The 24,837-nt window shown below is 58.8% G+C and carries 17 protein-coding genes; 11 read left to right on the top strand and 6 right to left on the bottom strand.

The window, feature by feature from the left end; translation table 11 throughout:
* Positions 1 to 81 precede the first annotated feature (81 nt).
* On the top strand, positions 82 to 1,800 hold the full coding sequence (aceK, locus tag Q8R10_RS04380; protein WP_305651371.1) for a bifunctional isocitrate dehydrogenase kinase/phosphatase: 1,719 nt from the start codon (positions 82 to 84) through the stop codon (positions 1,798 to 1,800).
* Positions 1,790 to 2,434: a tRNA-uridine aminocarboxypropyltransferase gene (locus Q8R10_RS04385; protein WP_371133289.1), complete on the top strand. Its 645-nt coding sequence runs from the start codon at positions 1,790 to 1,792 to the stop codon at positions 2,432 to 2,434. The genes aceK and Q8R10_RS04385 overlap by 11 nt, the downstream gene beginning before the upstream one ends.
* An 8-nt stretch (positions 2,435 to 2,442) precedes the next feature.
* Here Q8R10_RS04385 and Q8R10_RS04390 read toward each other — a convergent pair whose 3' ends face one another.
* Genes Q8R10_RS04390 through Q8R10_RS04400 form a run of 3 tightly spaced genes read right to left on the bottom strand, consistent with a single transcriptional unit; the run spans position 2,443 to position 7,346 of the window.
* Complete coding sequence (locus Q8R10_RS04390) at positions 2,443 to 3,801, bottom strand: HlyD family type I secretion periplasmic adaptor subunit (RefSeq protein ID WP_305651373.1); 1,359 nt, start codon at positions 3,799 to 3,801, stop codon at positions 2,443 to 2,445.
* A 10-nt stretch (positions 3,802 to 3,811) separates the two neighbouring features.
* Positions 3,812 to 5,962, bottom strand: a complete 2,151-nt coding sequence (locus Q8R10_RS04395; protein ID WP_305651400.1) for a type I secretion system permease/ATPase — start codon at positions 5,960 to 5,962, stop codon at positions 3,812 to 3,814.
* 28 nt (positions 5,963 to 5,990) lie between these two features.
* Entirely contained in the window at positions 5,991 to 7,346 is a 1,356-nt protein-coding gene (locus tag Q8R10_RS04400) for a TolC family outer membrane protein (RefSeq protein ID WP_305651375.1), read from the bottom strand.
* 455 nt (positions 7,347 to 7,801) lie between these two features.
* Here Q8R10_RS04400 and Q8R10_RS04405 point away from each other — a divergent pair, with 455 nt between their 5' ends.
* Positions 7,802 to 11,527 (top strand): retention module-containing protein, encoded by a 3,726-nt coding sequence (locus tag Q8R10_RS04405; protein ID WP_305651377.1) that lies wholly within the window; start codon positions 7,802 to 7,804, stop codon positions 11,525 to 11,527.
* Between the two features lie 73 nt (positions 11,528 to 11,600).
* On the top strand, positions 11,601 to 11,942 hold the full coding sequence (locus tag Q8R10_RS04410) for a tryptophan synthase subunit beta (protein WP_305651379.1): 342 nt from the start codon (positions 11,601 to 11,603) through the stop codon (positions 11,940 to 11,942).
* A 453-nt stretch (positions 11,943 to 12,395) separates the two neighbouring features.
* On the opposite strand, the gene Q8R10_RS04415 is transcribed toward Q8R10_RS04410, so the two are convergent.
* From Q8R10_RS04415 to Q8R10_RS04425, 3 genes are read right to left on the bottom strand one after another with little or no spacing between them, the layout of a single operon-like run.
* Positions 12,396 to 13,379: an alpha-L-glutamate ligase-like protein gene (locus tag Q8R10_RS04415; protein ID WP_305651402.1), complete on the bottom strand. Its 984-nt coding sequence runs from the start codon at positions 13,377 to 13,379 to the stop codon at positions 12,396 to 12,398.
* 6 nt (positions 13,380 to 13,385) lie between these two features.
* Positions 13,386 to 14,912 carry an inactive transglutaminase family protein gene (locus Q8R10_RS04420; protein WP_305651381.1) on the bottom strand — a complete coding sequence of 509 codons (1,527 nt, stop codon included), beginning with the start codon at positions 14,910 to 14,912 and terminating at the stop codon, positions 13,386 to 13,388.
* Positions 14,913 to 14,917: 5 nt separating this feature from the next.
* Positions 14,918 to 15,454 carry an ATP-dependent zinc protease gene (locus tag Q8R10_RS04425; protein WP_305651383.1) on the bottom strand — a complete coding sequence of 179 codons (537 nt, stop codon included), beginning with the start codon at positions 15,452 to 15,454 and terminating at the stop codon, positions 14,918 to 14,920.
* Positions 15,455 to 15,759: 305 nt separating this feature from the next.
* Between Q8R10_RS04425 and Q8R10_RS04430 the strand changes: the two genes are divergently transcribed.
* From Q8R10_RS04430 to Q8R10_RS04460, 7 genes are all read left to right on the top strand, one after another.
* Positions 15,760 to 16,500 carry a GntR family transcriptional regulator gene (locus Q8R10_RS04430; protein WP_305651384.1) on the top strand — a complete coding sequence of 247 codons (741 nt, stop codon included), beginning with the start codon at positions 15,760 to 15,762 and terminating at the stop codon, positions 16,498 to 16,500.
* Positions 16,497 to 17,387 carry a methylisocitrate lyase gene (gene prpB, locus Q8R10_RS04435; protein WP_305651385.1) on the top strand — a complete coding sequence of 297 codons (891 nt, stop codon included), beginning with the start codon at positions 16,497 to 16,499 and terminating at the stop codon, positions 17,385 to 17,387. Before Q8R10_RS04430 ends, prpB begins: the two co-directional genes overlap by 4 nt.
* A 79-nt stretch (positions 17,388 to 17,466) precedes the next feature.
* Complete coding sequence (gene prpC / locus Q8R10_RS04440) at positions 17,467 to 18,630, top strand: 2-methylcitrate synthase (RefSeq protein WP_305651387.1); 1,164 nt, start codon at positions 17,467 to 17,469, stop codon at positions 18,628 to 18,630.
* 11 nt (positions 18,631 to 18,641) lie between these two features.
* Positions 18,642 to 21,227: a Fe/S-dependent 2-methylisocitrate dehydratase AcnD gene (gene acnD / locus Q8R10_RS04445; RefSeq protein ID WP_305651404.1), complete on the top strand. Its 2,586-nt coding sequence runs from the start codon at positions 18,642 to 18,644 to the stop codon at positions 21,225 to 21,227.
* Between the two features lie 207 nt (positions 21,228 to 21,434).
* Positions 21,435 to 22,634 (top strand): 2-methylaconitate cis-trans isomerase PrpF, encoded by a 1,200-nt coding sequence (gene prpF, locus Q8R10_RS04450; RefSeq protein WP_305651389.1) that lies wholly within the window; start codon positions 21,435 to 21,437, stop codon positions 22,632 to 22,634.
* 53 nt (positions 22,635 to 22,687) lie between these two features.
* Entirely contained in the window at positions 22,688 to 24,172 is a 1,485-nt protein-coding gene (prpD, locus tag Q8R10_RS04455; RefSeq protein ID WP_305651391.1) for a 2-methylcitrate dehydratase, read from the top strand.
* A gap of 410 nt (positions 24,173 to 24,582) precedes the next feature.
* On the top strand, positions 24,583 to 24,837 hold a 255-nt coding region (locus tag Q8R10_RS04460), incomplete at its 3' end, for a cysteine peptidase family C39 domain-containing protein (protein WP_305651393.1).

Raw genomic sequence — 24,837 nt, forward strand, 5'->3', positions numbered from 1 at the left:
CCTTGTTAGACGCTTAGGCTTTTCCTGAGCGCCGGCTGTAGCTAAGCTCGGCACTCTTTTCTTCGCTTATGAGGTTTTCTCATGCCACAGCATTGGCCCGCCGGCGCTATCGCCAAGCATATCCTCGATGGCTTTGACGATTACCGTGAGCATTTTCGCCAGATTACCAATGGCGCGCGGGTGCGTTTTGAGCAGGCGCAGTGGCAGGAAATCCAGCAGGCCGCGGCTGAACGGATCAACCTTTATGAAGAAAAAGCCACTGAGGTTGGCTTTGGCTTGCGTCGTGCGTACAGCGACGATGTGTTGTTTGACGTGGCGCAGTGGCCGCTGGTCAAAAGCGCTTATATCGCGCTGATCGACCTGCGCTTCGATGATGAGCTGGCCGAAACCTGGTTTAACTCGATTTTCTGTGAGCTGTTCAATCACGAGCAGATCAGCGACGGCTGCATGTTTATTCACACCACCCGGCCGGCCTTGCGGGTTAACGAGCGGGCGCCGCAAACTCGGGTCTATCACCCGCACGGTGAGCTCGATCAAACCCTGCGGAAGATGTTTGAAGACTACCGCTTCGAAGTCCCCTATGAGGACCTTGAGCGCGACCTGACGCGCCTGCATAAACAATTGTGTGAGAGCCTGCCGGATTGGGTTCGCAAAGACCCTGAGCTGTGCATCGAACTGTATGCCTCGCGGCTGTACCGCAACAAGGGTGCCTATCTGGTCGGGCGGATTTTTACCCGTGATGAGCAATGGCCGTTGGTGATCCCGCTGTTGCACCGTGAGGGCCAGGGGATTCAGATCGATGCGCTGATTACCGACGAGGCGGAGGTGTCGATCATCTTCTCTTTCACCCGTTCGTACTTCATGGTGCGGGTCGGCTACCCGGCCGAGTTTATCGGCTTTTTGCGCCGTATCATGCCGGGCAAACACGTCGCCGAGTTGTACACCTCGATTGGTTTTTATAAGCACGGAAAATCTGAGTTTTACCGCTCGCTGATCAATCACCTGGCCAATGTCGATGACAAGTTCATCATGGCGCCGGGCGTGCGCGGCATGGTCATGAGCGTGTTTACGCTGCCGGGTTTTAACACTGTATTCAAGATCATCAAAGACCGCTTCGCTCCGTCGAAAAACGTCGATCGCGCCACCGTGATTGAAAAGTACCGGATGGTGAAAAGCGTCGACCGCGTCGGGCGCATGGCCGATACCCAGGAGTTTGCCGATTTCCGCTTTCCGTTGAGCAAGTTCGACCCCGAGTGCCTGGCCGAATTGCTGGAAGTGGCAGCCGCCACCGTGCAGGTCGAAGGCGATGTGGTGTTGGTGCGTCACTGCTGGACCGAGCGGCGGATGACGCCGCTGAATATCTATCTGGAGCACGCCAACGAGGCCCAGGTGCGCGACTCGCTGGAAGAGTACGGCTTGGCGATCAAGCAACTGGCGGCGGCGAATATTTTTCCCGGCGACATGCTGCTGAAGAACTTTGGCGTTACCCGTCACGGGCGGGTGGTGTTTTACGACTACGACGAGATCAGCTATTTGACCGAGGTGAACTTTCGCAAGATCCCCGAGGCCCGTTACCCGGAAGACGAGATGTCGGCCGAGCCGTGGTATTCGGTCGGCCCGCTGGATGTATTTCCCGAGGAGTTTCCGCCGTTTTTGTTTGCCGATATTCGTCAGTGCCGGCTGTTTAACCAGTTGCACGGCGACCTGTTCACGGTCGAGTTTTGGCAGGGGCTGCAGACTGCCATTCGCGCCGGTAAGGTCATCGACGTGTTTCCCTATAGGCGCAAAGTTGAAGCCTGATCCTGCGGCTAACAACCTGGCGTTGACGGTGACACGGCGTTCGCGTTGCGAACGCTGCCAGCGCCCGCAAAACCATTGCCTATGTGGCTTGATTCCACAACTAGCCAGCCGCACGCGGGTACTGATTTTGCAGCACCCGGACGAAGCCAGGCATGCCCTCAATACCGCACGCTTGGCAGCGCTGGGTCTGTGCAATGCCGAGTTACTAATTGCGGAGCAGTTTCCCGAGTTGCCTGAGCTGCTTAACGACCCCGCCTACCAAGCTTGGTTGCTGTTTCCGGGGGAGGGCGCCCAGCCGTTGACTGCGATTGCCGGCGCAACTGACCCGCGACCGCTGTTGCTGGTGGTGCCGGATGGTACTTGGCGCAAGGCGCGCAAATTGCTCTACCTCAATCCGCTGCTGGCGGCCTTGCCGCGGGTGGCTTTGCCAGAGGGGCTGACCTCGCGTTATCGGCTGCGCAAAGCACCGATGGCCGGCGCCCTGTCGACGTTGGAGGCAATAGTCACGGCGCTGAATACCCTCGAGGCGCCGCAGCAGTTTGAGCAACTCCTCAAACCGTTTGAGGCCTTGATCGAAGGGCAGATTGCGGCCATGGGCGCAGACACCTTTGCGCGTAATCATGGGGCTGAATAATGCTGTTGTTAGCGCTCGCGCAGGGCTTCGGTGCGGGCTTTGAGCACCGGTTTGAGCAGGTAGTCGAGCACGCTTTTTTCGCCGGTAATGATGTCGACCGTGGCGATCATGCCGGGGATGATCAGTAGTGGGCGTTCGTTGCTGCCCAGGTGATTTTGGTCGGTACGCACCTGGATCAGGTAGAAGCTGTTGCCTTCTTCGTCGGTGATGGTGTCGGCGCTGATCAGCTCCAGTTGCGCCTTGAGGCCACCGTAAATGGTGTAGTCATAGGCGCTGAACTTGACCATGGCTTTCTGCCCTGGGCGTAGAAAAGCCACATCCTGGGGGCGTACCTTGGCCTCGATCAGCAGGTTGTTTTCCAGCGGGACTATTTCCAGCAGATCGCTGCCGGGTTGCACCACGCCGCCGATGGTATTTACCTTGAGTTGCTTGATGATGCCATGCACCGGCGATTGCACCGTGGTGCGGCTGACGCGGTCTTCAATCGCCACACTGGTGGCGGTGATTTTCTGCAGCTCGGTGCGCACCTCGTTGAGTTCTTTAAAGGCGTCCGAGCGAAAGACCAACTCGGATTCTTCCATTTTGCTTTTAATCTCGCTGACGCCGGCTTGGGCGCGTGGGATGGCCAGGGTGGTGGCGTTCATTTCGCCGCGCATTTCCACGGCACTACGGCGCAACCGCAAGATTTCGACTTCGGAGATGGCGCCGCTACTGACCAGCGGTTGCGACATGTTCAGCTCTTGCTGAATAAGCCCGAGGCTGGAACGGTATTGCTGCTGTTTAGAGCTGAACTCCGCCAGCTCTTGGGTTTTTTGCCGAAGTTGCTCGTTGAGGGTGCGCTGCTCGCTGCGCAGGCGATTCTGTCGGGAGTTGTAGAGAGCCAGTTCGTCTTCGACCAACTGTGGCGCCTTGCTGCTGATCTCGGCTGGCATCTCTAACGGTTTGCCTTCGGCTTCGGCCTGCAGGCGCACCAGGCGTGCGGTTAAGGCCATGCGATCAGCGTCGCTTTCACCGCGGTTAGAGATAAACAGCGTGTCGTCGAGACGCAACAGCACATCCCCCTTGTCTACCAACTGACCCTCGCGGACGAATATTTCCGCCACTATGCCGCCTTCAAGGTTTTGAATGACCTGGATTTTGCTGGAGGGAATGGCTTTGCCTTCGCCCATGGTGACTTCTTCAAGCACCGCAAATTTGGCCCAGACTAATGCCGCGATCAGTAACAGGCAGGTCAGCCAGACGGTGATGCGGGTCAGTTTTGGCGAGTCTTCAAGCAGGCTGCCGTCAACTTCGGGCATAAACTCGGTGTCGGGCTGGTTTTGTCCGAGCTTGCTGAAGTAGCTACGCATGGATTGGCCCAGTTCCATCATCGTCGTCCTAAGTTGCGGCCGGGCCGACACGGCCCTTGCGCAAGGCATCGATTACGGCCTCTTTCGGACCGTCGGCAACAATATGGCCGTTATCCAGCACTATCAGGCGGTCGACCAAACTGAGCATGGAGGTGCGGTGGGTAATCAGCAGCAAGGTCTTGTTGTGCGCCCAGTTGTGCAGACGGCTACGCAGTATTTCTTCGGTGGTGTTGTCCATCGCGCTGGTGGGTTCGTCGAACAGCAGGATGGGTGGATCAAGCAGCAGGGCGCGGGCCATCAGTACGCATTGGCGCTGGCCACCGGAAAGCAGTTGGCCGCGCTCGCCAACCGGGCGGTCGTAGCCCTGCGGATGTTGCCGGGCAAGTTCGCTGACGCCAGTCATCTCGGCGACTTCGAGCATGCGCTCGTCACTCGCATAGCGGGCGCCGAGGGTCAGGTTGTCGCGCAAACTGCCGGCCAACAGCGGCAGATCATGGGCGACGTAGCCGATTTGGTGACGAAGGTCGGCGACGTCGAGCTGGCGCAGGTCCAGTCCGTCAAGCAGCAGTTGGCCTTTTTCGGGGGCGTAGAAACCCATGATCAGCCGCGCCAGTGTGCTCTTGCCCGAGCCGCTGCGGCCGATGATGCCGATGTGCTCGCCAGCGCTCATGTGAAAATTAACCGTGGCCAGGGCTGGTGTGCTTTGCGCGGGGTAGCGAAAGCTCACTTGGCGGACGTCCAGCGCGCCTTTCAGGTGGGTGCGCTCCAGTGGCCGCTGCTTGGCTTGGCGCTCTTGCGGCAGGGTCATCAAGGCGTCGGTGCTTTTCATCGTGAGCCGGGCTTGTTGGTAGCGGGTAATCAATCCAGCGATCTGCCCAAGGGGGGCGAGCACCCGACTGCCGAGCATGTAACAGGCGACCAAGGCGCCAACACTCAGATCGCCTGCCGTGATGCTGTAAACCCCGGCCACTATGGTGGCCATGCCGGCAAACTGTTGTAAAAACAGCGTGCCATTCATGGCCAGTGCCGAGAGAAAACGCGCGTGAGTATCCAGGCGTGTCAGTGCGCCATGGGTGGTTTCCCACTTGTGTTGTCGCTCGCTTTCGGCGCTGCAGGCCTTGAGGGTTTCTAGCCCGCCGAGGGTTTCGATCAGCAGCGCCTGACGTTCGGCGCCAAGGGTCAGGCTGCGTTGCACGGTATCGCGCAGGCGCGACTGAATGATCAGTGCAAACACTGCGGTAATGGGAAATGCCAGTAGCGGAATAATCACCAGTGGGCCGCCGAGCATGCCGATGACCAAGAGCATCAGCACGGTAAAGGGCAGGTCGATCAGGCTGGTCAGGGTGACGGCGGTCAAAAACTCACGCAGGCCCTGAAAGTCATGAATGCTTTGGGCAAAACCGCCGACCGTCGCCGGCCGGGCAGTCATCGCCATCCCCGTGATGCGCTCAAACAAGGTGGCGGAGAGCAATACGTCGGTTTTTTTGCCGGCAGTGTCGAGCAAATGCGCGCGCAGCACCCGCAGCAGCAGCTCAAAGGCGGTACCGACAAACAGGCCGATGACCAGCACCCAAAGGGTTGATAAGGCTTGGTTGGGCACGACACGGTCATAGGTTTGCATCACGAACAGCGGCACCATAAGGCCGAGTAAATTGACCAGCAAGCTGGCCAACAGTGCATCGCCATACAACCCGCGTGACAACCTGAGGGTGTCACGAAACCAGGACTCAACCCTGGGTATTAACGGCCTGCGGGCTTCATCCAGTTCATGCCGAGGGCGGGCAAACAAGGCCTGACCGCTGTATTCGACGGTCAATTGCTCAAGGCTGACCCATTGCTCGCCGCCGTCGGTTTCACTCGGTAGTAACAGCGCCTGTTGTTTTGCCCCCCATTTGCGCAACACCGCGCTACGGCCGTTTTTTAGCAGCAGTAAAACCGGCAGATTGAGTGGCGAGATGGCGCTTAGGTCACGCCTTAATAGTCGCCCTTGCAGACCGGCGCGAGCGGCGGCGCGGGGCAGTAACTCGGCCGTCAAGCGCTGCTCGGGCAGGGGCAGGCCGGCGGTTAAGCTGGCACGGCTGGCGGGGCAGTCGTGCAGTTTGCACAGAATCAACAATCCATCGAGTAGCGGGTCATCGTGGCTAAGCCGTGGGTCACCCGCTGGGCCTGCGCGTTCCATGGTCGTCAAGGGCTACTGCTCCTTGGACTTACTTCATGTCGGGTAGAGCCGCCTGATTGTTTACGTCGCTCATGGCTACCGCCTCTGCCGGCAGCGCAATATTTTGCTGGCGCAGCAAGTCACCGGTGGCGGCGATCACCCGGTACATTGAAAACTCTTCGGTGTAGCGCACCTCGGTGTAACGACGGTTAGCGGTGAACAGCTCGTTTTCACTGTCGAGCAGATCGAGAAGGGTGCGTTGGCCGAGGGTAAATTGCTGCTGATAAGCCTCACGTACGCGCGCCGAGTAGTCGGCATAATCGCGTGCTTTGGGCGTTTGCAGGCGGGCGTTCTCCATCGCGTTCCAGGCCAGGGCGAGGTTTTCGTTGAGCTCGCGCAAGGCGTTGTTACGGATGTCCATGGCCTCATTGATTTTGTAGGCGGACGACTGCAAGCGCGCTTTGTCACGCATGCCGTTAAATAGGTTGTAGTTCATTGCGATCCCAGCTTTCCAGCCATTCACATGGCCCTGCTCGCCTTGAATGTCGTTGTCCGCATTGGTGCTGAGCTCCGCATCGAAGCGTGGATAAAACGGAGCTTTGGCCGATTCGTATTGTTTTTCGGCGGCCTGGATGTCGGCTTGGGCCGATTTGAGCAGTGGGTTATTGCTGGTTACGGCTTGCCGGGCGCCGGCGATGTCGGCCGGCATTGAGCTTTTGGCGCTGGCAGGCGAGACCAGGTCGTCAGCCTTACGGCCGGTCACACTCAGAAAGTTAGCCTCGGCATCGGCCAAGTTGACTTGCTCGGTGTAGAGGTTGTTTTGCGCCAACGCCAAGCGGGCTTCAGCTTGATCCGAGTCGGCGGTACGCCCCACCCCGGTTTCACTGCGCAGCGATATTTGGTCGTTCATGCGCAAGTGCGCCTGCAGGTTGTTGGTGGCCAGGGTCACCATCTCGCGGCGCTTGAGCACGTCGAGGTAAACCTCAACAGTGCGTAAAGCCAAGGCCTCGGCAGTGCCCAGGGTGTAGTAGGCGCGGGAATTGACCACGGCCTCGGTACGAGCGACTTCGTTAGGGGTATTAAAGCCATCAAATAGCATCTGCCGTAAGCGCAGTTCGGAGGTGCCATAGGTGTTGGTTTCAGTGTTATGGCCCGTTAATCCGCGAGTGGTAGGGCTGTCGGAATTTTGCCGGCCGTAACCTGCCAGCACATCAACGCTGGGTAGATAGCCGCCTTTAGCAACCTTGACCTCTTCATTGGCTGACAGCCTGGCGTTCTGGCTGGCCTGGATTTGTGGATGAGTCTCGACTGTGCTTTGGATCGCATCGCTCAGCGTCATGGCCTGTACTTGCGAGCAACTGATGGCCAGCAGAGTGCAACTCCAGAGAGGGTTCAAACGGCGCATGGGGGTTCTCCTAGTGTGCGGGTGTCTTTCATTCGTCAAACTAATGACGATCTTGCCCGCGTAACTGATGCAAGCCTGTAACTACACAGCTAAGAACATTTTTTGACCGGGCTAAGAAAATTTTGAACCAAGGGATATGAAGAAAAATTCTTATGCAGTCTGTGAAAACCAGCACATTGTTTTCTCTAGTCGCCACGTTATTGGGCGTTAGTTCTGTTGCGTGGCCAGATTTGGTGGTTGTGCACGCTGTGCGCGCAAAGGGCGGGGATGTATCTGGTGGAGTAGTACGATGTGGCTTGAGCGATATTTTTTTGTCGCCGGATATTTGGATGCTGCCGCGTTGTTCCATCTCGGTCAGTTTTGTTCTTCGCATGCCTACGGCGCTTTAAAAGTGCATTGACCTTTTAAGCGATGTGTCGACGCGGGTCGGCAGTTGTAGTGCGGAGGATGGGCTCATGGCTACGTTAATCGGTGTCGTCAGACAAGTAGTAGGCGAAGCATTCGCAGTCGCGAGCGATGGAGCGCGCCGGCCCTTGGCCGTAGGTGATCGCGTATATGCCGGTGAACAGGTGGTAACAGGCGCTGAAGGGTCTATTGCCATTACCCTCACGGGCGGTGGCGAGTTAACGTTGGGGCGTGGCAGCAGTCAGCTGCTCGACTCCCAGATCCTCGTCGAGGCCCACGGCGGCCCCTCTGATACCGCTGCCCAAGCAGCTACTGCCGCCCCCAGTCAGCAAGCACTGACCGATGTGCAACAACTGCAGGCGGCCATCGAGGCTGGCGTAGACCCGACCCAACTCGGTGAAGCCACCGCAGCCGGCCCCGGTGCTGGCGGTGCGGGTGGCGCGGGCGGTGCCGGCGGCGGGCACTCCTTCGTGCTGCTGGGTGAAACCGGCGAGGTGGTCGACCCAACCATCGGCTATCCCACTGGCCCTATTAGCTCTGCGCCGGAGTTTCCGGACGCTGAACCTGCCGGCGCCCCTCTGCTTGCCGCAGTTATAGCGCCGGACTTCACGCCTGTCATAGAAGTCATTTATCACGATTCCGAAGGTCAAGTCGTGGTCGGCCCTGGACTGGTTGATGAGGAGGCACTGGCGACTGGCAGCAACCCATCGAGCCCTGCCGAGACGACCTCAGGCCAATTGATTATTACTTCTCCAGACGGCATTTCCGCCGTGCAAGCGCAGCTGCAAGTGCAAAATATTGCGGGTGACTGGATTGACATCACCGCTGGCGCAACCGTTGCGGGGCAATACGGCACCCTGACCTTCGATACCGCAGGCAATTGGGTCTACAGCATCACGGTCAACACTGTCGACCACAGTAATCCCGACGCCACCGGGGCGGACGATCAGGTCGCCGAAACCTTTGCCGTACGGGTTGTGGATACCGATGGCGATATTTCACCGGCAGCGCCTTTGACGATTTTGATTAATGATGATGGTCCGACAGGATTTGAGAATGTGCTGGTGCAATTGGACGACGATGCGCTGGTAGCCGGTAACCCTGGCGGTATTGGTGACGACGCTGATGGGGTCAATGCCAGTGGCACCCTCGGGCACAGTTTCGGTGCCGACAGCGCGGGCTCGGTGGTATGGCTGACCACCGGCGCACCGGAGGGCTTCACTTACGAGACGTCGGGCGATGATCTGCTGATCAAACAGTTGGGTGTGACGGTGCTGACCGTGACGCTGAACACCGCCACGGGCGCCTATGCAGTGGTCCAGAACACGTCGATCGCGCATTCGGTGGGGGATGACGAGAATAATCTTAGCCTCACCCTGAACTACCGGGTGACCGACGGCGATGGCGACCATGCCGACAGCAGCCTGCTGATCAACGTCGATGATGACAGCCCGACGATCAGTCCTGTGCAAGAAACAAATATCAATCTGGAAGTGGATGAAACCGTCCTCGCCACCAACAACAGCGTCGATGTGTCGGGTGCCTTCAGCGGCAGCTACGGCGCGGACGCTGCTGGCAGCACGGTTTACAGCGTCAGTACCAGCGATGGCACTGACAGTGGCCTGAATGACACCGCCACCGGCAGCGACATCCTGCTGTACAACACCGCGACCGGCGTCGAAGGCCGGGTCGGCGGCGAGTTTGGCGCCGTGGCCTTTAGCCTCAGCGTGCTCGGCAGCAGCGTGAGCCTGGATCAAGTGCGGGCGATTGAACACCCAAGCCTGGATCCAAACGAACCCATTAGCCCGGATGCCGGCAGCCTGAGTTTGACCGCGACCATTACCGACCGCGACGGTGACGTCGATGACGTCAGCCTGGACCTGAGCGGTTCGATCGTGTTCCGCGACGACGGCCCCTCGATCAGCCTGGTGGAAGAAGCCGATGTTGGCCTGGAAGTGGATGAAACCGTCCTCGCCACCAACGACAGCGTCGATGTGTCGGGTGCCTTCAGTGGCAGCTATGGCGCGGACGCTGCTGGCAGTACGGTTTACAGCGTCAGTACCAGCGATGGCACCGACAGTGGCCTGGATGACACCGCCACCGGCAGCGACATCCTGCTGTACAACACCGCGACTGGCGTCGAAGGCCGGGTCGGTGGCGAGTTTGGCGCCGTGGCCTTTAGCCTCAGCGTGCTCGGCAGCACCGTGACCCTGGACCAGGTGCGGGCGATTGAACACCCAAGCCTGGACCCGAACGAACCCATTAGCCCGGATGCCGGCAGCCTGAGTTTGACCGCGACCATTACCGACCGCGACGGTGACGTCGATGACGTCAGCCTGGACCTGAGCGGTTCGATCGTGTTCCGCGACGACGGCCCGGTGCTGAATGCAATTCAGGACGGCATCATGGGCAACTTTGCCAGTTTGGATGACCCTGCACGCACGCTCCACGGTCTCAGCGACATCGATTTCGGTGCCGATGGTTTCGGTGCCTTCCATCTGTCAGGCATCGAGCCTAATGAGTACATCAGCTACAGCACTGTGGATAATCTGGACGGCTCGTCTGTGCTCACCGCAACGGTCGACTCCACCGGTGACATCTTCTTTATCCTGACAATGAACCCCGATGCCAGCTACGACTTCGAGCTGGTTACCCCCAGCCCGACGGTTGAAACCACCAAATCCCTGCTCGGCCTGACCCCAGGCGGGCCGGTGACCAGCCTGGCACTGGCGATCAACGGCATCACCGCCACCTTCACCGAGCTGGCTACCAGTCCCGGTACAGGCGGCGTCAACTCGTCCAGCAACGGTATGGGCATCGACAATAATCTGATCAACGGCGGCGAGTTGATGAAGGTGGCCTTTAACTCCGATGTGATCAACACCGGCTTTACCCTGAACAAACTCAGCACCAGCGATATCCTGACCTGGGCGGTGTTTAACGCAGGCGTGCTAATCGCCTCGGGCACCTGGGTTCCGCCGGCCGGCACCGGCGAGGGCGACAATACGGAGTTCGACATCCTGGATCCGATTGCGGGTTCCACCATGAGCTACACCTTTGGGTCGGAGGCCGCCATCCTGGCCAGTGGCTTCGATGAGCTGCGCCTGGGGGCGGCTAGCGGCGACGATTACCGCCTGCTGTCGATCACCGTGACCGAGGAGATCTTCCCGGATGACGCCGTCCTGAGCTTCGACCTGAACGCGACGGACGGCGACGGCGACCCGATCGCCACCACCAGCTTCAGCGTCACTATCGAGGGCACTGGCGCCGAGGCCACCGGCTTCACCCTCAGCGGCACTGCCGCCAATGAAGTGTTGCTGGGTGGCAGTGGCAACGACAGCTTGCTCGGTTTCGGTGGTGATGATCTGCTGATTGGCGGGCTGGGCGATGACACGCTGACAGGCGGTGCGGGAAAAGACACCTTCGTGTGGAACTCTGCGGATGCCGATGCAAATATCGACGTTGATCACGTGACCGACTTCTTTATTGAGACTCCCGGAGTGGCGGGCGGTAATTCCGATGCGTTGGATCTGTCGCAGTTGCTGAGCGGTCTCTCTGGCACTCCCGATGGCAATGAGTTGGATGACTATCTGAGCTTCACGTTTACCGCCAGTACCACCATTGATGTCAGTGAAACGGCTGGTGGCGCTGTGGTGCAGCAGATAGTGTTGGATGGCGTGGATCTGTCCAGTGGCGCTTATTACGCCAGCAACGATGCGGCGACCATAATCAACGGATTGCTCAATGACAATGCACTGAAGGTGGACGCCGCCTAAACGGCACTAAGGCAGTTAGCCCGCTAACCTTGTGGGGTGGCGGGCTTTTTTATGGAAGATTGCAGGAGGCAGCATGGTCTATGTGCAACGTGATATTGATGGGCGTTTGCTGCGGGTGGAGCGCGCGCCCTTTGCGGATATGACAGAAGCCTTGGCGGTCGAAGATGAAGAGTTGCATGCCTGGTTAGCCATGCGCGAGGACGTGCATGAGCGGCTGTCGAAGTTAAAAAACTCGGACCTTGAAATGGTGCGGGTGCTGGAAGACTTGGTCGATGTGCTGGTGAATCGCGGGGTCATTCGCTACACTGATTTGCCCGAGGCCGCCCGCAATAAATTGCATGCCCGCGCCGATACGCGCGCCAAATTGGGTGGGCTCAGTGGCTTGCTGGGAGATGAGGAGCATAGGTTCATTTAGGCGCTGCGGTCTGCGGCAGAATTCGCCGTTGAAGCGTTTCATCGCCACTGGCACTGGCACTGGCGTTGCGCGCTTGGTGGGCAAACCCGCAGTCAGGGCGACCATTCGGCGCGAAAATTAAGGTTATGTGTTCGTTATGGGGTGAGCCGAGCCGCAGCGCTCCTACAGTTGGCGTTGCAACCGCTAACGCAGATACGGCCAAATTAAAGGCTATGTCCCAGTTACGTGTTGAACCGGTAGCAGCTTTTTGTAGGATGGGTTGAGCTTAGCGATACCCATAGCTCATCCAGCGGTAATCAGTCCAGCCATCCCCGCACGCAGCAGCCAGCCTGAATTCATGGAGTACGTGCAACGCTTCGCACGCGGTGATGGGTATCGCTGCGCTCAACCGCATCCTACGACCTGCCTGCAACACGTAACTGGGACACAGCCAAGATTAAAGTCTATCAACGACTAGATGCTGGCCGGTTGTACATGCCCAAATAACTCTTGAGCAAAGCGCACACGCTCTTGCGGGGTTTCCTTGAGGCCTTGTTTTTCCAGTTCGGCCAGCCGGGCTTCCACTGCATGCGCGCGCAGGGTCAGGCCGCAGTCGTTGGCGATCTGAATGTTCAGGCCGGGGCGGGCGTTGAGTTCGAGGATCATCGGGCCTTTGTCTTGGTCCAGCACCATGTCCACGCCAATATAGCCAAGACCGCACAGCTCATGGCAGCCGGCGGCCAGCTGCATAAAGCCATCCCAGCCCGGTAGCTGCACACCATCCACTGCGTTGGTGGTGTCGGGGTGTTTGCTGATGATGTTATTCAACCAGGTGCCGCGCAATGTCAGGCCAGTGGCCAGGTCAACGCCAACACCAATAGCGCCTTGGTGCAGATTGGCTTTGCCGCCGGATTGGCGCGTTGGCAGGCGCAACATGGCCATGATCGGGTAGCCCATCAGCACAATAATGCGGATGTCGGGTACGCCTTCGTAGCTGATGCTTTTGAAGATTTGGTCAGGGGTGACGCGGTATTCGATCAGTGCGCGGTCGCGATGACCACCGAGTGAATACAGACCGGTAAGGATGCTGGAGATTTGATGTTCGATCTCTTCATGGCTGATCAGCTTGCCCGAAACCGTGCGATAGCGGCCTTCAAAGCGGTCGGCAATCACCAGAATGCCATCACCGCCGGCGCCCTGAGCCGGCTTGATCACAAAGTCACGATGCCCTTCGATGATCTTGCCGAGGTTATCGATCTCTTTCTCGGTCGAGATAATTCCGTACATTTCCGGCACGTGAATGCCGGCTTCGATCGCCCGCATCTTGGTGATGATTTTGTCATCCACAATCGGATACAGGCTGCGTTTGTTGTACTTAAGCACGTAGTCGGCGTTACGCCTGTTGATGCCCATGATGCCGCGGGCTTCGAGGGCTTTCCAACGTTTCCAGAGGCCGATCATGGCTCAATCCTTCAAAAAGGCTTTGAAGCGAAACAGCTCGGTCAGGCGATAGCCGCGATAGCGTCCCATTGCCAACATGAAGCCGACCATGATCAACAGCACCGCCGGGAAGGTGAACATAAAGTAGATCACCTCCGGAATACTCATCAGCAGGTAAGCCAGTGTCGCTGCAACCAAGGTACCGAGGGCGACTTTGAAGGCATGGCCGCCACCGCGCTCTTCCCAGGTGATCGACAGGCGTTCGATGGTCATGGTCAGGATCACCATCGGGAACAGCGATACCGACAGGCCGCGTTCCAGGCCAAGTTTGTGGCTGAACAGGCTGATGACGGCAATCAGTATCACCACAAAGGTCAGCACCACCGAGAGTCTGGGGAGCATTTGCAGCTTTAGATGCTCAAGGTAGGAGCGCAAGGACAGGCCCAGGGCGGTGATTAAGGTAAACAGCATGATGCCAAAACCCAGCTGGGTTTCGCGAAACGCCAAGGCAATCAGTACCGGGGTAAAGGTGCCGAGGGTTTGCAGGCCGCCGAGGTTACGCAGAATCAAAATCACCAGCACGCCGAGTGGCAACACGATAAGAATCTGGTAAGTCTGCTGGGTTTGCAGCGGCAAGCCGTAGAGCGAGTATTCGAGGAAGTTGACGTCGGTATTGGCGTCGGTGCGTTTGGCTAGCTGGATGGCATTCATCTCGCTGTTGCTGAGGCTGAAGGTCACTTTTGGTTTTTTGCCGCCTTCAACGTTGATCAGGCTTTCATCGCCGGTCCACCAGATCATCCGGTCGCTCGGCAAGCCTTGCTCGCCGGTTTCTGGGCTGAAGTACAGCCAGTCCTTGCCATTGAAGCTGCGCAACCACAGCTCTGGATTTTGCGGCTGATCGGCCACCAAGCGAATAGTGTGCACCCGCTCCATGGGTACGTGGGCAATCGACAGCAGCAGTTCGATGATGCGGGCTTTGTTGCCGATCGATTCATTGCCGGCAAAGAGTAATTTTACGTTGTCGTCACTCTTGTTATTAACCCGTTGAATGGTTTCGGTGATGAAGGTTTCGACGTCGGCTGAGTGCTGGCGGATCGGTGCCAGCAGCGCTTCGGCGGCGACTTTCTCGGCGCCTTCGACGGCAATGCTTTCACGGAAAATCGGCCCCTTGGCCTTGGGTTTTTCACCGCTGTAGCGCTTGGTCAGCACCAGGCGGTAATACAAGGTTTGGTTGCCGCTGACGCGACGGGCCGACCAGGTGACCTTGCGGTTGCCGTCGGTACGGTTGATGCCGACGCCGTAGTTATTGGAAATAAAGCTCTCGTTAAGGCTGACGTAGTCTTGGTTCAGGGGCGGCACGAACATCTGCACCTTCACCGGATCGCGCGGGTTGGCTTGAAATTCGACTTTGGCGTCGACGTTCCACAGGTAATCGGTTTCGTCGGTGGTGACCGGAATGCCGAGAATAAAAATCTGATAGGCCGTAACTAGAATGCCCAGCGCCACCAACAGGGTGATAAGGACTTTCAAATGCAGGTTAAGAGAGCGCATGTGAATTACTCGGCAGCGAGAGCGGCAGTGGCACAGGCAGGTTTACCTGCTGCGTATTTTAAGTTGGGGTCAATCAGGGCGTCGAAGTGTTTCAGGGCTTCAGAGCCAATCAGCAATGGATACTGAAAGGCGCTGCGGTCGGTCAAGTTGACCTCAATCTTGCCCAGGGTTTTGCCCATGCAAATGGCCAGTTCGATCACCGGGCGAGGGGTGTAGGTTTTGCCTTCTTCAAGATCAATATCGCCAGCCCGGCGTTTGATTTTGCTAATGCGTGCCAGCGGCCGCTCGATCGGGTGAGCGTGGGCCGCATCAATGGCTAGATAAAAGCGCACCCAGGTTTCGCCGTTACGCTTAAAGCGTTTTATGTCGCGGGCGCTGAGGGATGCGGTTTTGGCGCCGGTATCCAGCTTGGCGGCGACTTCAAGATCAAGACCGACCAGTTGGGCGTACTCATTCAAGCCAAAAATGGGTTTGTCTGCGGCGAGGCTAAAACCCGGTAATGCCAACAGGCTAAGCAAAATGGTTGGGAGCTTGAGAGTCATAAGTCCAATAACGGTAAAAATTAGGCAGCTTAGGGCGCATGTTTGCGAAAGCTGTAGGTGGGGCAAGCGCTTGATTCTAGCAGCTTAAGCGCCGTAGCCGGTTTGGTAGCTGAAACACCAAAGGGTTGCATTCTAACATGGGCTTTTTCAGCGGTGACAGGCACTTAGAGGTGATTTCAATGGTTTTGCATGAGTTGTTAAGGGTTCCCATGAAAACGTTACTGTCGACAATATGTTGTTTTTTGTTGACGTATAAGCGCTTAAAGGCTAATTTTTGCTCAGTTAAGTGATTTGGTGTCGACACTATGCAAGTGATTAGCGACGTAACAGGCAGCCTGCAAGATGATGCGGAAACCCTCGCTGAGCAGGTGTTTCGGCTGATTCAGGCGGCTATAGTCAAAGGTGAGATCGCCCCCGGCAGTAAGATTTCTGAGCCAGAACTGGCGCGGGTGTATGGCATTAGCCGGGGCCCGTTGCGCGAGGCGATTCACCGGCTAGAAGGCCAGCGCTTGTTGGTGCGGGTGCCCCATGTGGGGGCGCGGGTGGTGTCGTTAAGCCATGCCGAGCTGATTGAGCTGTATGAGATTCGCGAGTCCCTCGAAGGTATGGCGTGTCGCTTGGCCGCCGAGCGCATGAGTGTCGCCGAGATCGCCGAATTGCGGCGGGTGCTCGAGACCCACGAGCAAGACGCGGCGTTTCAGGCCGGTGTTGGTTATTACCAGCAAGAAGGCGACTTCGATTTCCACTATCGCATCATCCAGGGCAGCGGCAATCGCACCTTGGCGCAAATGCTCTGCGGCGAGCTATACCAACTGGTGCGCATGTACCGCATTCAGTTCTCAGTGGTGCCCAATCGTCCGCGTCAAGCTTTCACCGAACACCACCGAATTCTCGATGCCATTGCTGACCGTGACGGTGAGCTGGCCGAGCTGCTGATGCGCCGTCACATCGGTGCTTCCAAGCGCAATATCGAACGCCACTATAAAGGCGCTAACGCCAGCCAAGGTGCGGCCATCAAGCCCACCAAACCAGGAGCTGAGTCATGAGTTCAGTCAAAAGTACCCCCGGCCAACGCTTTCGTGATGCGGTCGCCAATGAGCGGCCGTTGCAGGTGGTCGGCGCGATTAACGCCAACCATGCCTTGCTGGCCCAGCGCGCCGGTTTTAAGGCGATTTACCTGTCGGGCGGTGGCGTGGCAGCCGGCTCTTTGGGCTTACCGGACTTAGGTATCACTGGGCTGGACGATGTGCTCACCGACGTGCGACGGATTACCGATGTCTGCGATCTGCCGTTGCTGGTGGATGTGGATACCGGCTTTGGCTCCTCGGCGTTTAACGTCGCGCGCACCGTTAAGTCGATGATCAAGTTCGGCGCCGCGGCCATTCATATCGAAGACCAAGTCGGCGCCAAGCGCTGCGGCCATCGTCCGAATAAAGAAATCGTCTCCCTGCAGGAAATGGTCGACCGCATCAAGGCCGCCGTCGATGCCCGCACTGACGACAGCTTTGTGATTATGGCGCGCACCGATGCGCTGGCGGTGGAAGGCTTGCAGTCGGCCCTGGATCGTGCGGCGGCCTGTATTGAAGCCGGCGCCGACATGATCTTCCCTGAGGCGATCACCGAGCTGGATATGTACAAGCTGTTTGCCGCCAAGGTGAAAGCGCCGATTCTGGCCAATATCACCGAGTTTGGCGCGACGCCTCTGTACACCACCGAAGAACTGCGCGCCGCCGATGTGTCCCTGGTGCTCTATCCATTGTCGGCGTTCCGCGCCATGAACAAGGCGGCGGAAAACGTCTACACCGCGATTCGTCGCGACGGCACCCAGAAGAATGTGATCGATACCATGCAAACCCGCATGGAACTGTACGAGCGCATTAATTACCACGCCTTCGAGCAGAGCCTCGACGCGTTGTTCGCCGCCAAGAAGTAACCGGCTAGCCGGCTGCCCAACGAGGCAGCCTGCATACAACAAGAAACACCTAACCGGATTTGACCAGGAGATACCCGCGATGAGCGCAATTCAAGAGACCACCGCGTCGGGCTTCAAGCCCAAGAAATCAGTTGCCCTGAGCGGCACGACTGCCGGCAACACGGCCCTGTGTACCGTTGGCCGCACCGGCAATGATCTGCACTACCGTGGCTATGACATTCTCGATGTCGCCACTAGCTGCGAGTTCGAGGAAATCGCCCACCTGCTGGTCCACGGCAAATTGCCGAACGTGGCGGAACTGGCTGCTTACAAAACCAAGTTGAAGGCGCTGCGTGGTCTGCCGGCTGCTTTGAAAGCCGCGTTGGAGCAACTGCCACCCTCGGCACATCCGATGGATGTGATGCGTACCGGCGTTTCTGTGCTGGGCTGCCTGGCCCCGGAGAAAGACGATCACAATCACCCGGGCGCCCGTGACATCGCCGACAAGCTGATGGCGTGCCAGGGCTCAATGCTGCTGTATTGGTACCACTTTAGCCACAACGGCAAGCGTATCGAGGTGGAAACCGACGACGACACTATCGGTGGGCACTTTCTGCACCTGCTGCATGGTGAGGCGCCGAGTGACAGCTGGGTGCGCGCCATGCACGTTTCACTGATTCTGTACGCCGAGCATGAGTTCAACGCCTCGACCTTTGCTGCGCGCGTGGTGGCCGGTACCGGTTCCGATATGTATTCCGCCATCTGTGGTGGCATCGGTGCGTTGCGTGGCCCCAAACATGGCGGTGCCAATGAGGTGGCCTTCGAGATCCAGAAGCGTTACGACAATCCGGATGAGGCTGAGGCCGATATCCGTGCCCGGGTCGAGAAGAAGGAAGTGGTGATCGGCTTCGGTCATCCGGTCTACACCGTTGCCGACCCGCGCAATAAAGTCATCAAGGAAGTGGCCCGCGAGCTCTCCGCCGAGCAGGCCAACAGCAAGATGTTCGACATTGCCGAGCGACTGGAATCGGTGATGGCAGACATTAAGAAAATGTTCCCCAACCTCGATTGGTTCAGCGCCGTCAGCTATCACATGATGGGCGTGCCGACCGCCATGTTCACGCCGCTGTTCGTGATCGCCCGCACCTCGGGCTGGTCATCCCACGTCATCGAACAGCGCATCGACGGCAAGATCATCCGCCCGAGCGCCAACTATGTCGGCCCTGAGGACCTCAAGTTTGTGCCGCTCAAGGAGCGCCCATAACCATGAGCAGCATGAATACTCAATACCGTAAGAACCTGCCCGGCAGCGTGCTGGACTACTTCGACACCACGGAGGCGATCGATGCCATCGCTCCCGGCGCTTACGCCAAGCTGCCATACACCTCCCGTGTGCTGGCTGAACAGTTGGTGCGCCGCTGTGATCCGGCCGCGCTGACCGCTTCTCTCAAGCAGCTGATCGAGCGTAAACAGGACCTCGATTTTCCCTGGTATCCGGCTCGCGTGGTGTGCCACGACATTCTCGGCCAGACCGCACTGGTCGACTTGGCCGGCCTGCGTGATGCGATTGCCGAGCAGGGCGGCGACCCGTCCAAGGTCAATCCGGTAGTACCGACCCAGCTGATCGTCGATCACTCGCTGGCCGTTGAGTGCGGTGGTTTTGACCCGGATGCGTTCACCAAGAACCGCGCCATCGAGGACCGTCGTAACGAAGACCGTTTCCACTTTATCGAGTGGACCAAAACCGCGTTCAAGAACGTCGACGTGATTCCGGCCGGCAACGGCATCATGCACCAGATCAATCTGGAGAAAATGTCGCCGGTGATTCAGGCCCGTGACGGCGTGGCTTTTCCGGATACCTGTGTGGGTACCGACAGCCACACCCCCCATGTGGATGCGCTGGGCGTAATCGCCGTGGGCGTTGGCGGTCTGGAAGCGGAAACGGTAATGCTCGGCCGCGCCTCGATGATGCGCCTGCCGGATATCGTTGGCGTCGAGCTGACCGGCAAGCGCCAGCCCGGCATTACCGCCACCGATATTGTCTTGCAGCTGACGGCATTTCTGCGCAAGCAGCGCGTCGTCGGTGCTTGGCTGGAGTTCTTCGGCGCAGGGGCGGCCAGCCTGACCATCGGCGACCGCGCCACCATCTCCAACATGACCCCTGAGTACGGCGCCACTGCCGGCCTGTTCTATATCGATGAACAAACCATCGACTATCTCAAACTCACCGGCCGTGAAGCGCAGCAGGTGGCGCTGGTAGAAAATTACGCCAAGACCGCCGGCCTATGGGCCGATACGCTCAAACAGGCCGAGTACGAGCGGGTGTTGAGTTTTGATCTGTCCACGGTTGGTCGCAACATGGCTGGCCCGTCCAATCCCCATGCGCTGTTGGCCACCCGTGATCTGGCTGCCAAAGGCGTTTCCGGGGCTTGGACAGAAACCGCCGGCGAAATGCCGGATGGCGCGGTCATCATTGCCGCCATCACCAGCTGTACCAATACCAGTAACCCGCGCAACGTGGTGGCTGCCGCACTGCTCGCGCGCAACGCCAACAAGCTTGGCCTGCTGCGCAAACCTTGGGTGAAGACTTCCTTCGCGCCGGGTTCCAAGGTGGCCGAGCTGTACCTGCAAGACGCAGGACTTCTGACGGAGCTGGAACAGCTCGGTTTCGGCATCGTCGGTTTTGCCTGCACCACTTGCAACGGCATGAGCGGTGCGCTGGATCCTGTTATCCAACAAGAAATCATCGCGCGTGACCTGTACGCCACGGCCGTGTTGTCGGGCAACCGCAACTTCGACGGCCGCATCCATCCGTATGCCAAGCAGGCGTTCCTCGCGTCGCCGCCGCTGGTGGTGGCGTATGCGATTGCCGGCACCATCCGCTTCGATATCGAACAGGACGTGCTGGGCGTGGTCGATGGCCGCGAAATCCGTCTGAAGGATATCTGGCCGTCGGATGAAGAAATCGATGCCATCGTCAAAGAAAGCGTCAAGCCAGAGCAGTTCCGCGAAATCTACATTCCCATGTTTGATCTGGGCACCGTTGAAGAGTCCCCAAGCCCGTTGTATGACTGGCGTGAGATGAGCACCTATATCCGCCGTCCGCCCTATTGGGAAGGTGCGCTGGCCGGTGAACGCCCGCTGTCTGGCATGCGCCCGCTGGCGGTGCTGCCGGACAACATCACCACCGATCACCTGTCGCCATCCAACGCCATCATGCTGGACAGCGCCGCCGGTGAGTACCTGCACAAAATGGGTTTGCCGGAAGAGGACTTCAACTCCTACGCGACCCATAGGGGTGACCATTTGACCGCGCAACGTGCCACCTTCGCCAACCCGCAGCTGGTCAACGAAATGGCCGTGGTCGGCGGCAAAGTGCAAAAAGGTTCGCTGACCCGCATCGAGCCGGAAGGCCAAGTCACGCGCATGTGGGAAGCCATCGAAACCTACATGGAGCGCAAGCAGCCGCTGATTATCGTCGCAGGCGCCGATTACGGTCAGGGTTCGTCCCGCGACTGGGCCGCCAAAGGCGTGCGTTTGGCCGGCGTCGAGGTGATTGCCGCAGAGGGTTTTGAACGCATTCACCGTACCAATCTGGTGGGTATGGGCGTGTTGCCGCTGGAGTTTCAGCCCGGCACCAATCGCCATACGCTGGCGATCGATGGCACTGAAGTCTATGACGTGATTGGTGAGCGCACCCCGCGCGCGATCATGACGCTGGTCATCACCCGCAAGAACGGTGAGCGCGTCGAAGTGCCGATGATCTGCCGTCTGGACAGCGATGAAGAAGTGTTGATCTACGAAGCCGGCGGTGTGCTGCAGCGCTTTGCACAGGACTTCCTTGAGGCGACTGTAGGCTGATGAATCCGTAGGGTGGGTTAGGCGCATGCTGCAAATCGCGATGTACCGGCGATGCGTGTTGCGCCGTAACCCACCTTCGGTGCGATGCGCTTGGTAGGTTACGCGGTGCGCTACTCTCGCGATGCCTGATTATCAGTGGCCTGGCACCGCTAACCCACCCTACGAGACTGCTTAACCGCAAGCTATGTCAGAGCAAAGGAAAAATTTATGAGCCAGGTTCCCCAGATCAAAATCCCCGCCACCTATATGCGTGGCGGCACCAGTAAAGGCGTGTTTTTCCGCCTGCAGGATTTGCCCGAGCTCGCTCAGGTACCAGGCGTGGCGCGGGACAAATTGTTTATGCGGGTGATCGGCAGCCCCGATGCCTATGCAGCGCACATCGATGGCATGGGCAGCGCCACCTCCTCGACCTCCAAGTGCGTGATCTTGTCCAGGAGCGGCGTGCCCGAGCATGACGTGGACTACCTCTACGGCCAGGTCTCAATCGATAAACCCTTTGTCGACTGGTCCGGCAATTGCGGCAACCTGTCGACCGCCGCCGGGGCATTTGCGCTCCACGCCGGCCTGGTCGATCCGGCACGGGTTCCGCAAAACGGCACCTGTGTGGTGCGTATCTGGCAGGCCAATATCGGCAAGACCATCATCGCCCATGTGCCCGTCACTAACGGCCAGGTCCAGGAAACGGGCGACTTCGAGCTGGACGGGGTGACCTTTCCTGCGGCTGAGATCGTGCTGGAGTTTATTGCCCCTGCCGATGACGCGGACGAGGGCGGTTCGATGTTCCCCACCGGCAATCTGATCGACGATCTTCAGGTGCCCGCTGATGTTGTGAAGGGGGGCACGCTCAAGGCCACCATGATCACCGCAGGCATCCCGACCATCTTCGTCAACGCCGAAGACATCGGCTACGTCGGCACCGAATTGCGCGAGGCGATCAACAATGACGCCAAAGCGTTGGAGAAGTTCGAGCAGATCCGTATCGCCGGGGCTTTGCGCATGGGGCTGATCAAGACGCCGGAAGAGGCGGCCCAGCGTCAGCACACACCGAAGATTGCCTTTGTCGCCAAGCCTAAGGATTACCTCGCCTCCAGCGGCAAGCTGATCGCCGCTGAAGAGGTCGATCTACTGGTGCGTGCGTTGTCCATGGGCAAGCTGCACCACGCGATGATGGGCACTGCGGCCGTGGCCATAGGTACTGCCGCGGCCATTCCGGGCACTTTGGTGAGCCTTGCGGCGGGCGGTAGTGCGCGTAGCAGCGTACGTTTTGGTCATCCGTCCGGCACCTTGCGCGTCGGCGCCGAAGCGACTCAGGTCAACGGCGAGTGGACGGTGACCAAAGCCATCATGAGCCGCAGCGCTCGGGTGCTGATGGAAGGCTGGGTGCGCGTGCCGGGCGATGCCTTTTAAGGGGCGCTCCGGCAAGCCTGATTTCTTCCACACCCCAAGGAGGAAGCACAAAGATGTCTGCCACCTTTGAGCCGAATGACCGTCCTGGCTATGACCAGGTTCTGCAGGACATCGCCGACTACGTGCTGAGCTATCGGATCGAGTCTGCAGAGGCGCTGAATACCGCGCGCAACTGTCTGCTGGACAGCTTGGGCTGCGGCCTGCTGGCGCTGCGCTTCCCCGAGTGCACCAAGCACCTGGGGCCCATGGTTGCAGGTACCGTGGTGCCGCACGGCGCGCGGGTGCCGGGCACCAGTTTCCGTCTCGATCCGGTCAAGGCGGCTTGGGACATTGGCTGCATGGTCCGCTGGTTGGATTACAACGACACCTGGCTGGCGGCCGAATGGGGGCACCCATCGGACAACCTCGGCGGCATTCTGGCCGTGGCCGATTACCTGGCGCAGAAGCGCGTTGCTCAGGGCGATGCGCCGCTAACCATGCGTGTGGTGCTGGAGGCCATGATCATGGCCCACGAGATCCAAGGCGTAATCGCCCTGGAAAACGCCTTCAACCGAGTCGGCCTCGACCATGTGTTGCTGGTCAAGGTGGCGTCCACTGCGGTTTGCGCCAGGCTGATGGGCGCTAACCGGGAGCAACTGCTGGCCGCCTTGTCCCATGCTTTCGTCGATGGTCAGGCCCTGCGCACTTACCGTCACGCGCCGAACGCGGGTAGCCGCAAGTCCTGGGCGGCAGGCGACGCCTCCAGCCGCGGAGTGCGTCTGGCCGATATCGCCTTGCGCGGTGAAATGGGCATCCCGAGCGTGTTGACCGCCCCGCAGTGGGGTTTCTACGACGTGCTGTTCAGCCACACCAACAAGGATCTGGCACTCAAACCTGCGGACAAGCGTGAGTTCAGCTTCTCGCAGAAGTTCGGCACCTACGTGATGGAAAACGTGCTGTTCAAAATCAGCTTCCCGGCCGAATTCCACGGGCAGACCGCCTGTGAAGCGGCGGTGATCCTGCACCCGCGGGTCAAGGAGCGTCTGCACGAGATCGACAAGATCGTCATCACCACCCAGGAGTCGGCGATTCGCATCATCGCCAAGGTCGGCAAGCTGGCCAATCCGGCCGACCGCGACCACTGCATCCAGTACATGACCGCCGTGTCGCTGGCATTCGGCAACTTGGTGGCCGAGCAGTATGAAGACGACTTCCACGCCGCCAACCCGATCATCGACGAGCTGCGCGAGAAGATGCTGCTGGTCGAGGACGAGCGTTACAGCCGCGAATACCTGGAAGCCGACAAGCGCTCGATCGCCAACGCCATCCAAGTGTTCTTCAAAGACGGCAGCAGCACCGAGCAGGTTGCAGTCGAATACCCCCTGGGTCATCGCCGCCGTCGCGGCGAGGGCATTGCGCTGTTGGCAGACAAGTTCAAGACCAATCTGGCCACCCGATTTGGCGCTCAGCGCAGCGCGCAAATCTTCGCCCTGTGCCAAGACCAGGCACGGCTTGAAGCCATGGCGGTTAACCGCTTTATGGATCTGTTTGTAACCTGATTTCGGTTCGCTAGTGATATAAAAGCCCAAGCCCGCTTACTGCGGGCTTGGGCTTTTCTGCAGAAGTTGTTTGCAGCCGTTACTGCGCAATTGCATGGGCTTGCCCAGCCATTTGCATGTCGCTTGAGCATGAGTGCGGATAAAGAATTGTTCGCTGCTTTGTCGTCTAGCTAAGGTACAGCTTGTTCGAGGCTATGCGCTGCGTCACCTTTTTGAGCGAGCGCCTTGACCCTGAGAGATGAGCTGTTTAGTTTGCTCGGCTAAGTTATTGATGTGATTTAGTTATTAGGCAAGGGATAGCCGGCACACCGATGCGCTTCCTTGCCTGACTCCGCTGTCATATTCGCCTGCTACCTCTATTTGGCGAATCATCGGCCAGCGGCTACGGATGCTGGCAAGAAGGGACTCTAATGCACGACGAACACCCAGAATCGGCTATTCAAGCTGAGGCTGACACGGGCCTTGCCTGCCTGGTCATGCTCGCACGCTTTCATAACGTGGCGGCCTCGCCCGAGCAGCTCACCCACGAATACCTCGACAACGGCCGGCAGTTTGCCAAGCCCGAGTTGCTGCTGGCGGCTAAACAGCTGGGTCTGAAAGCCAAGTTCGTGCGCAGCAAGGTCGAGCGCCTGGAGCACACCCCGTTACCTGCGATTGCCGCCAGC

Origin of the sequence: Pseudomonas sp., assembly GCF_030698175.1 — a bacterium.
Taxonomy (GTDB): domain Bacteria; phylum Pseudomonadota; class Gammaproteobacteria; order Pseudomonadales; family Pseudomonadaceae; genus Aquipseudomonas.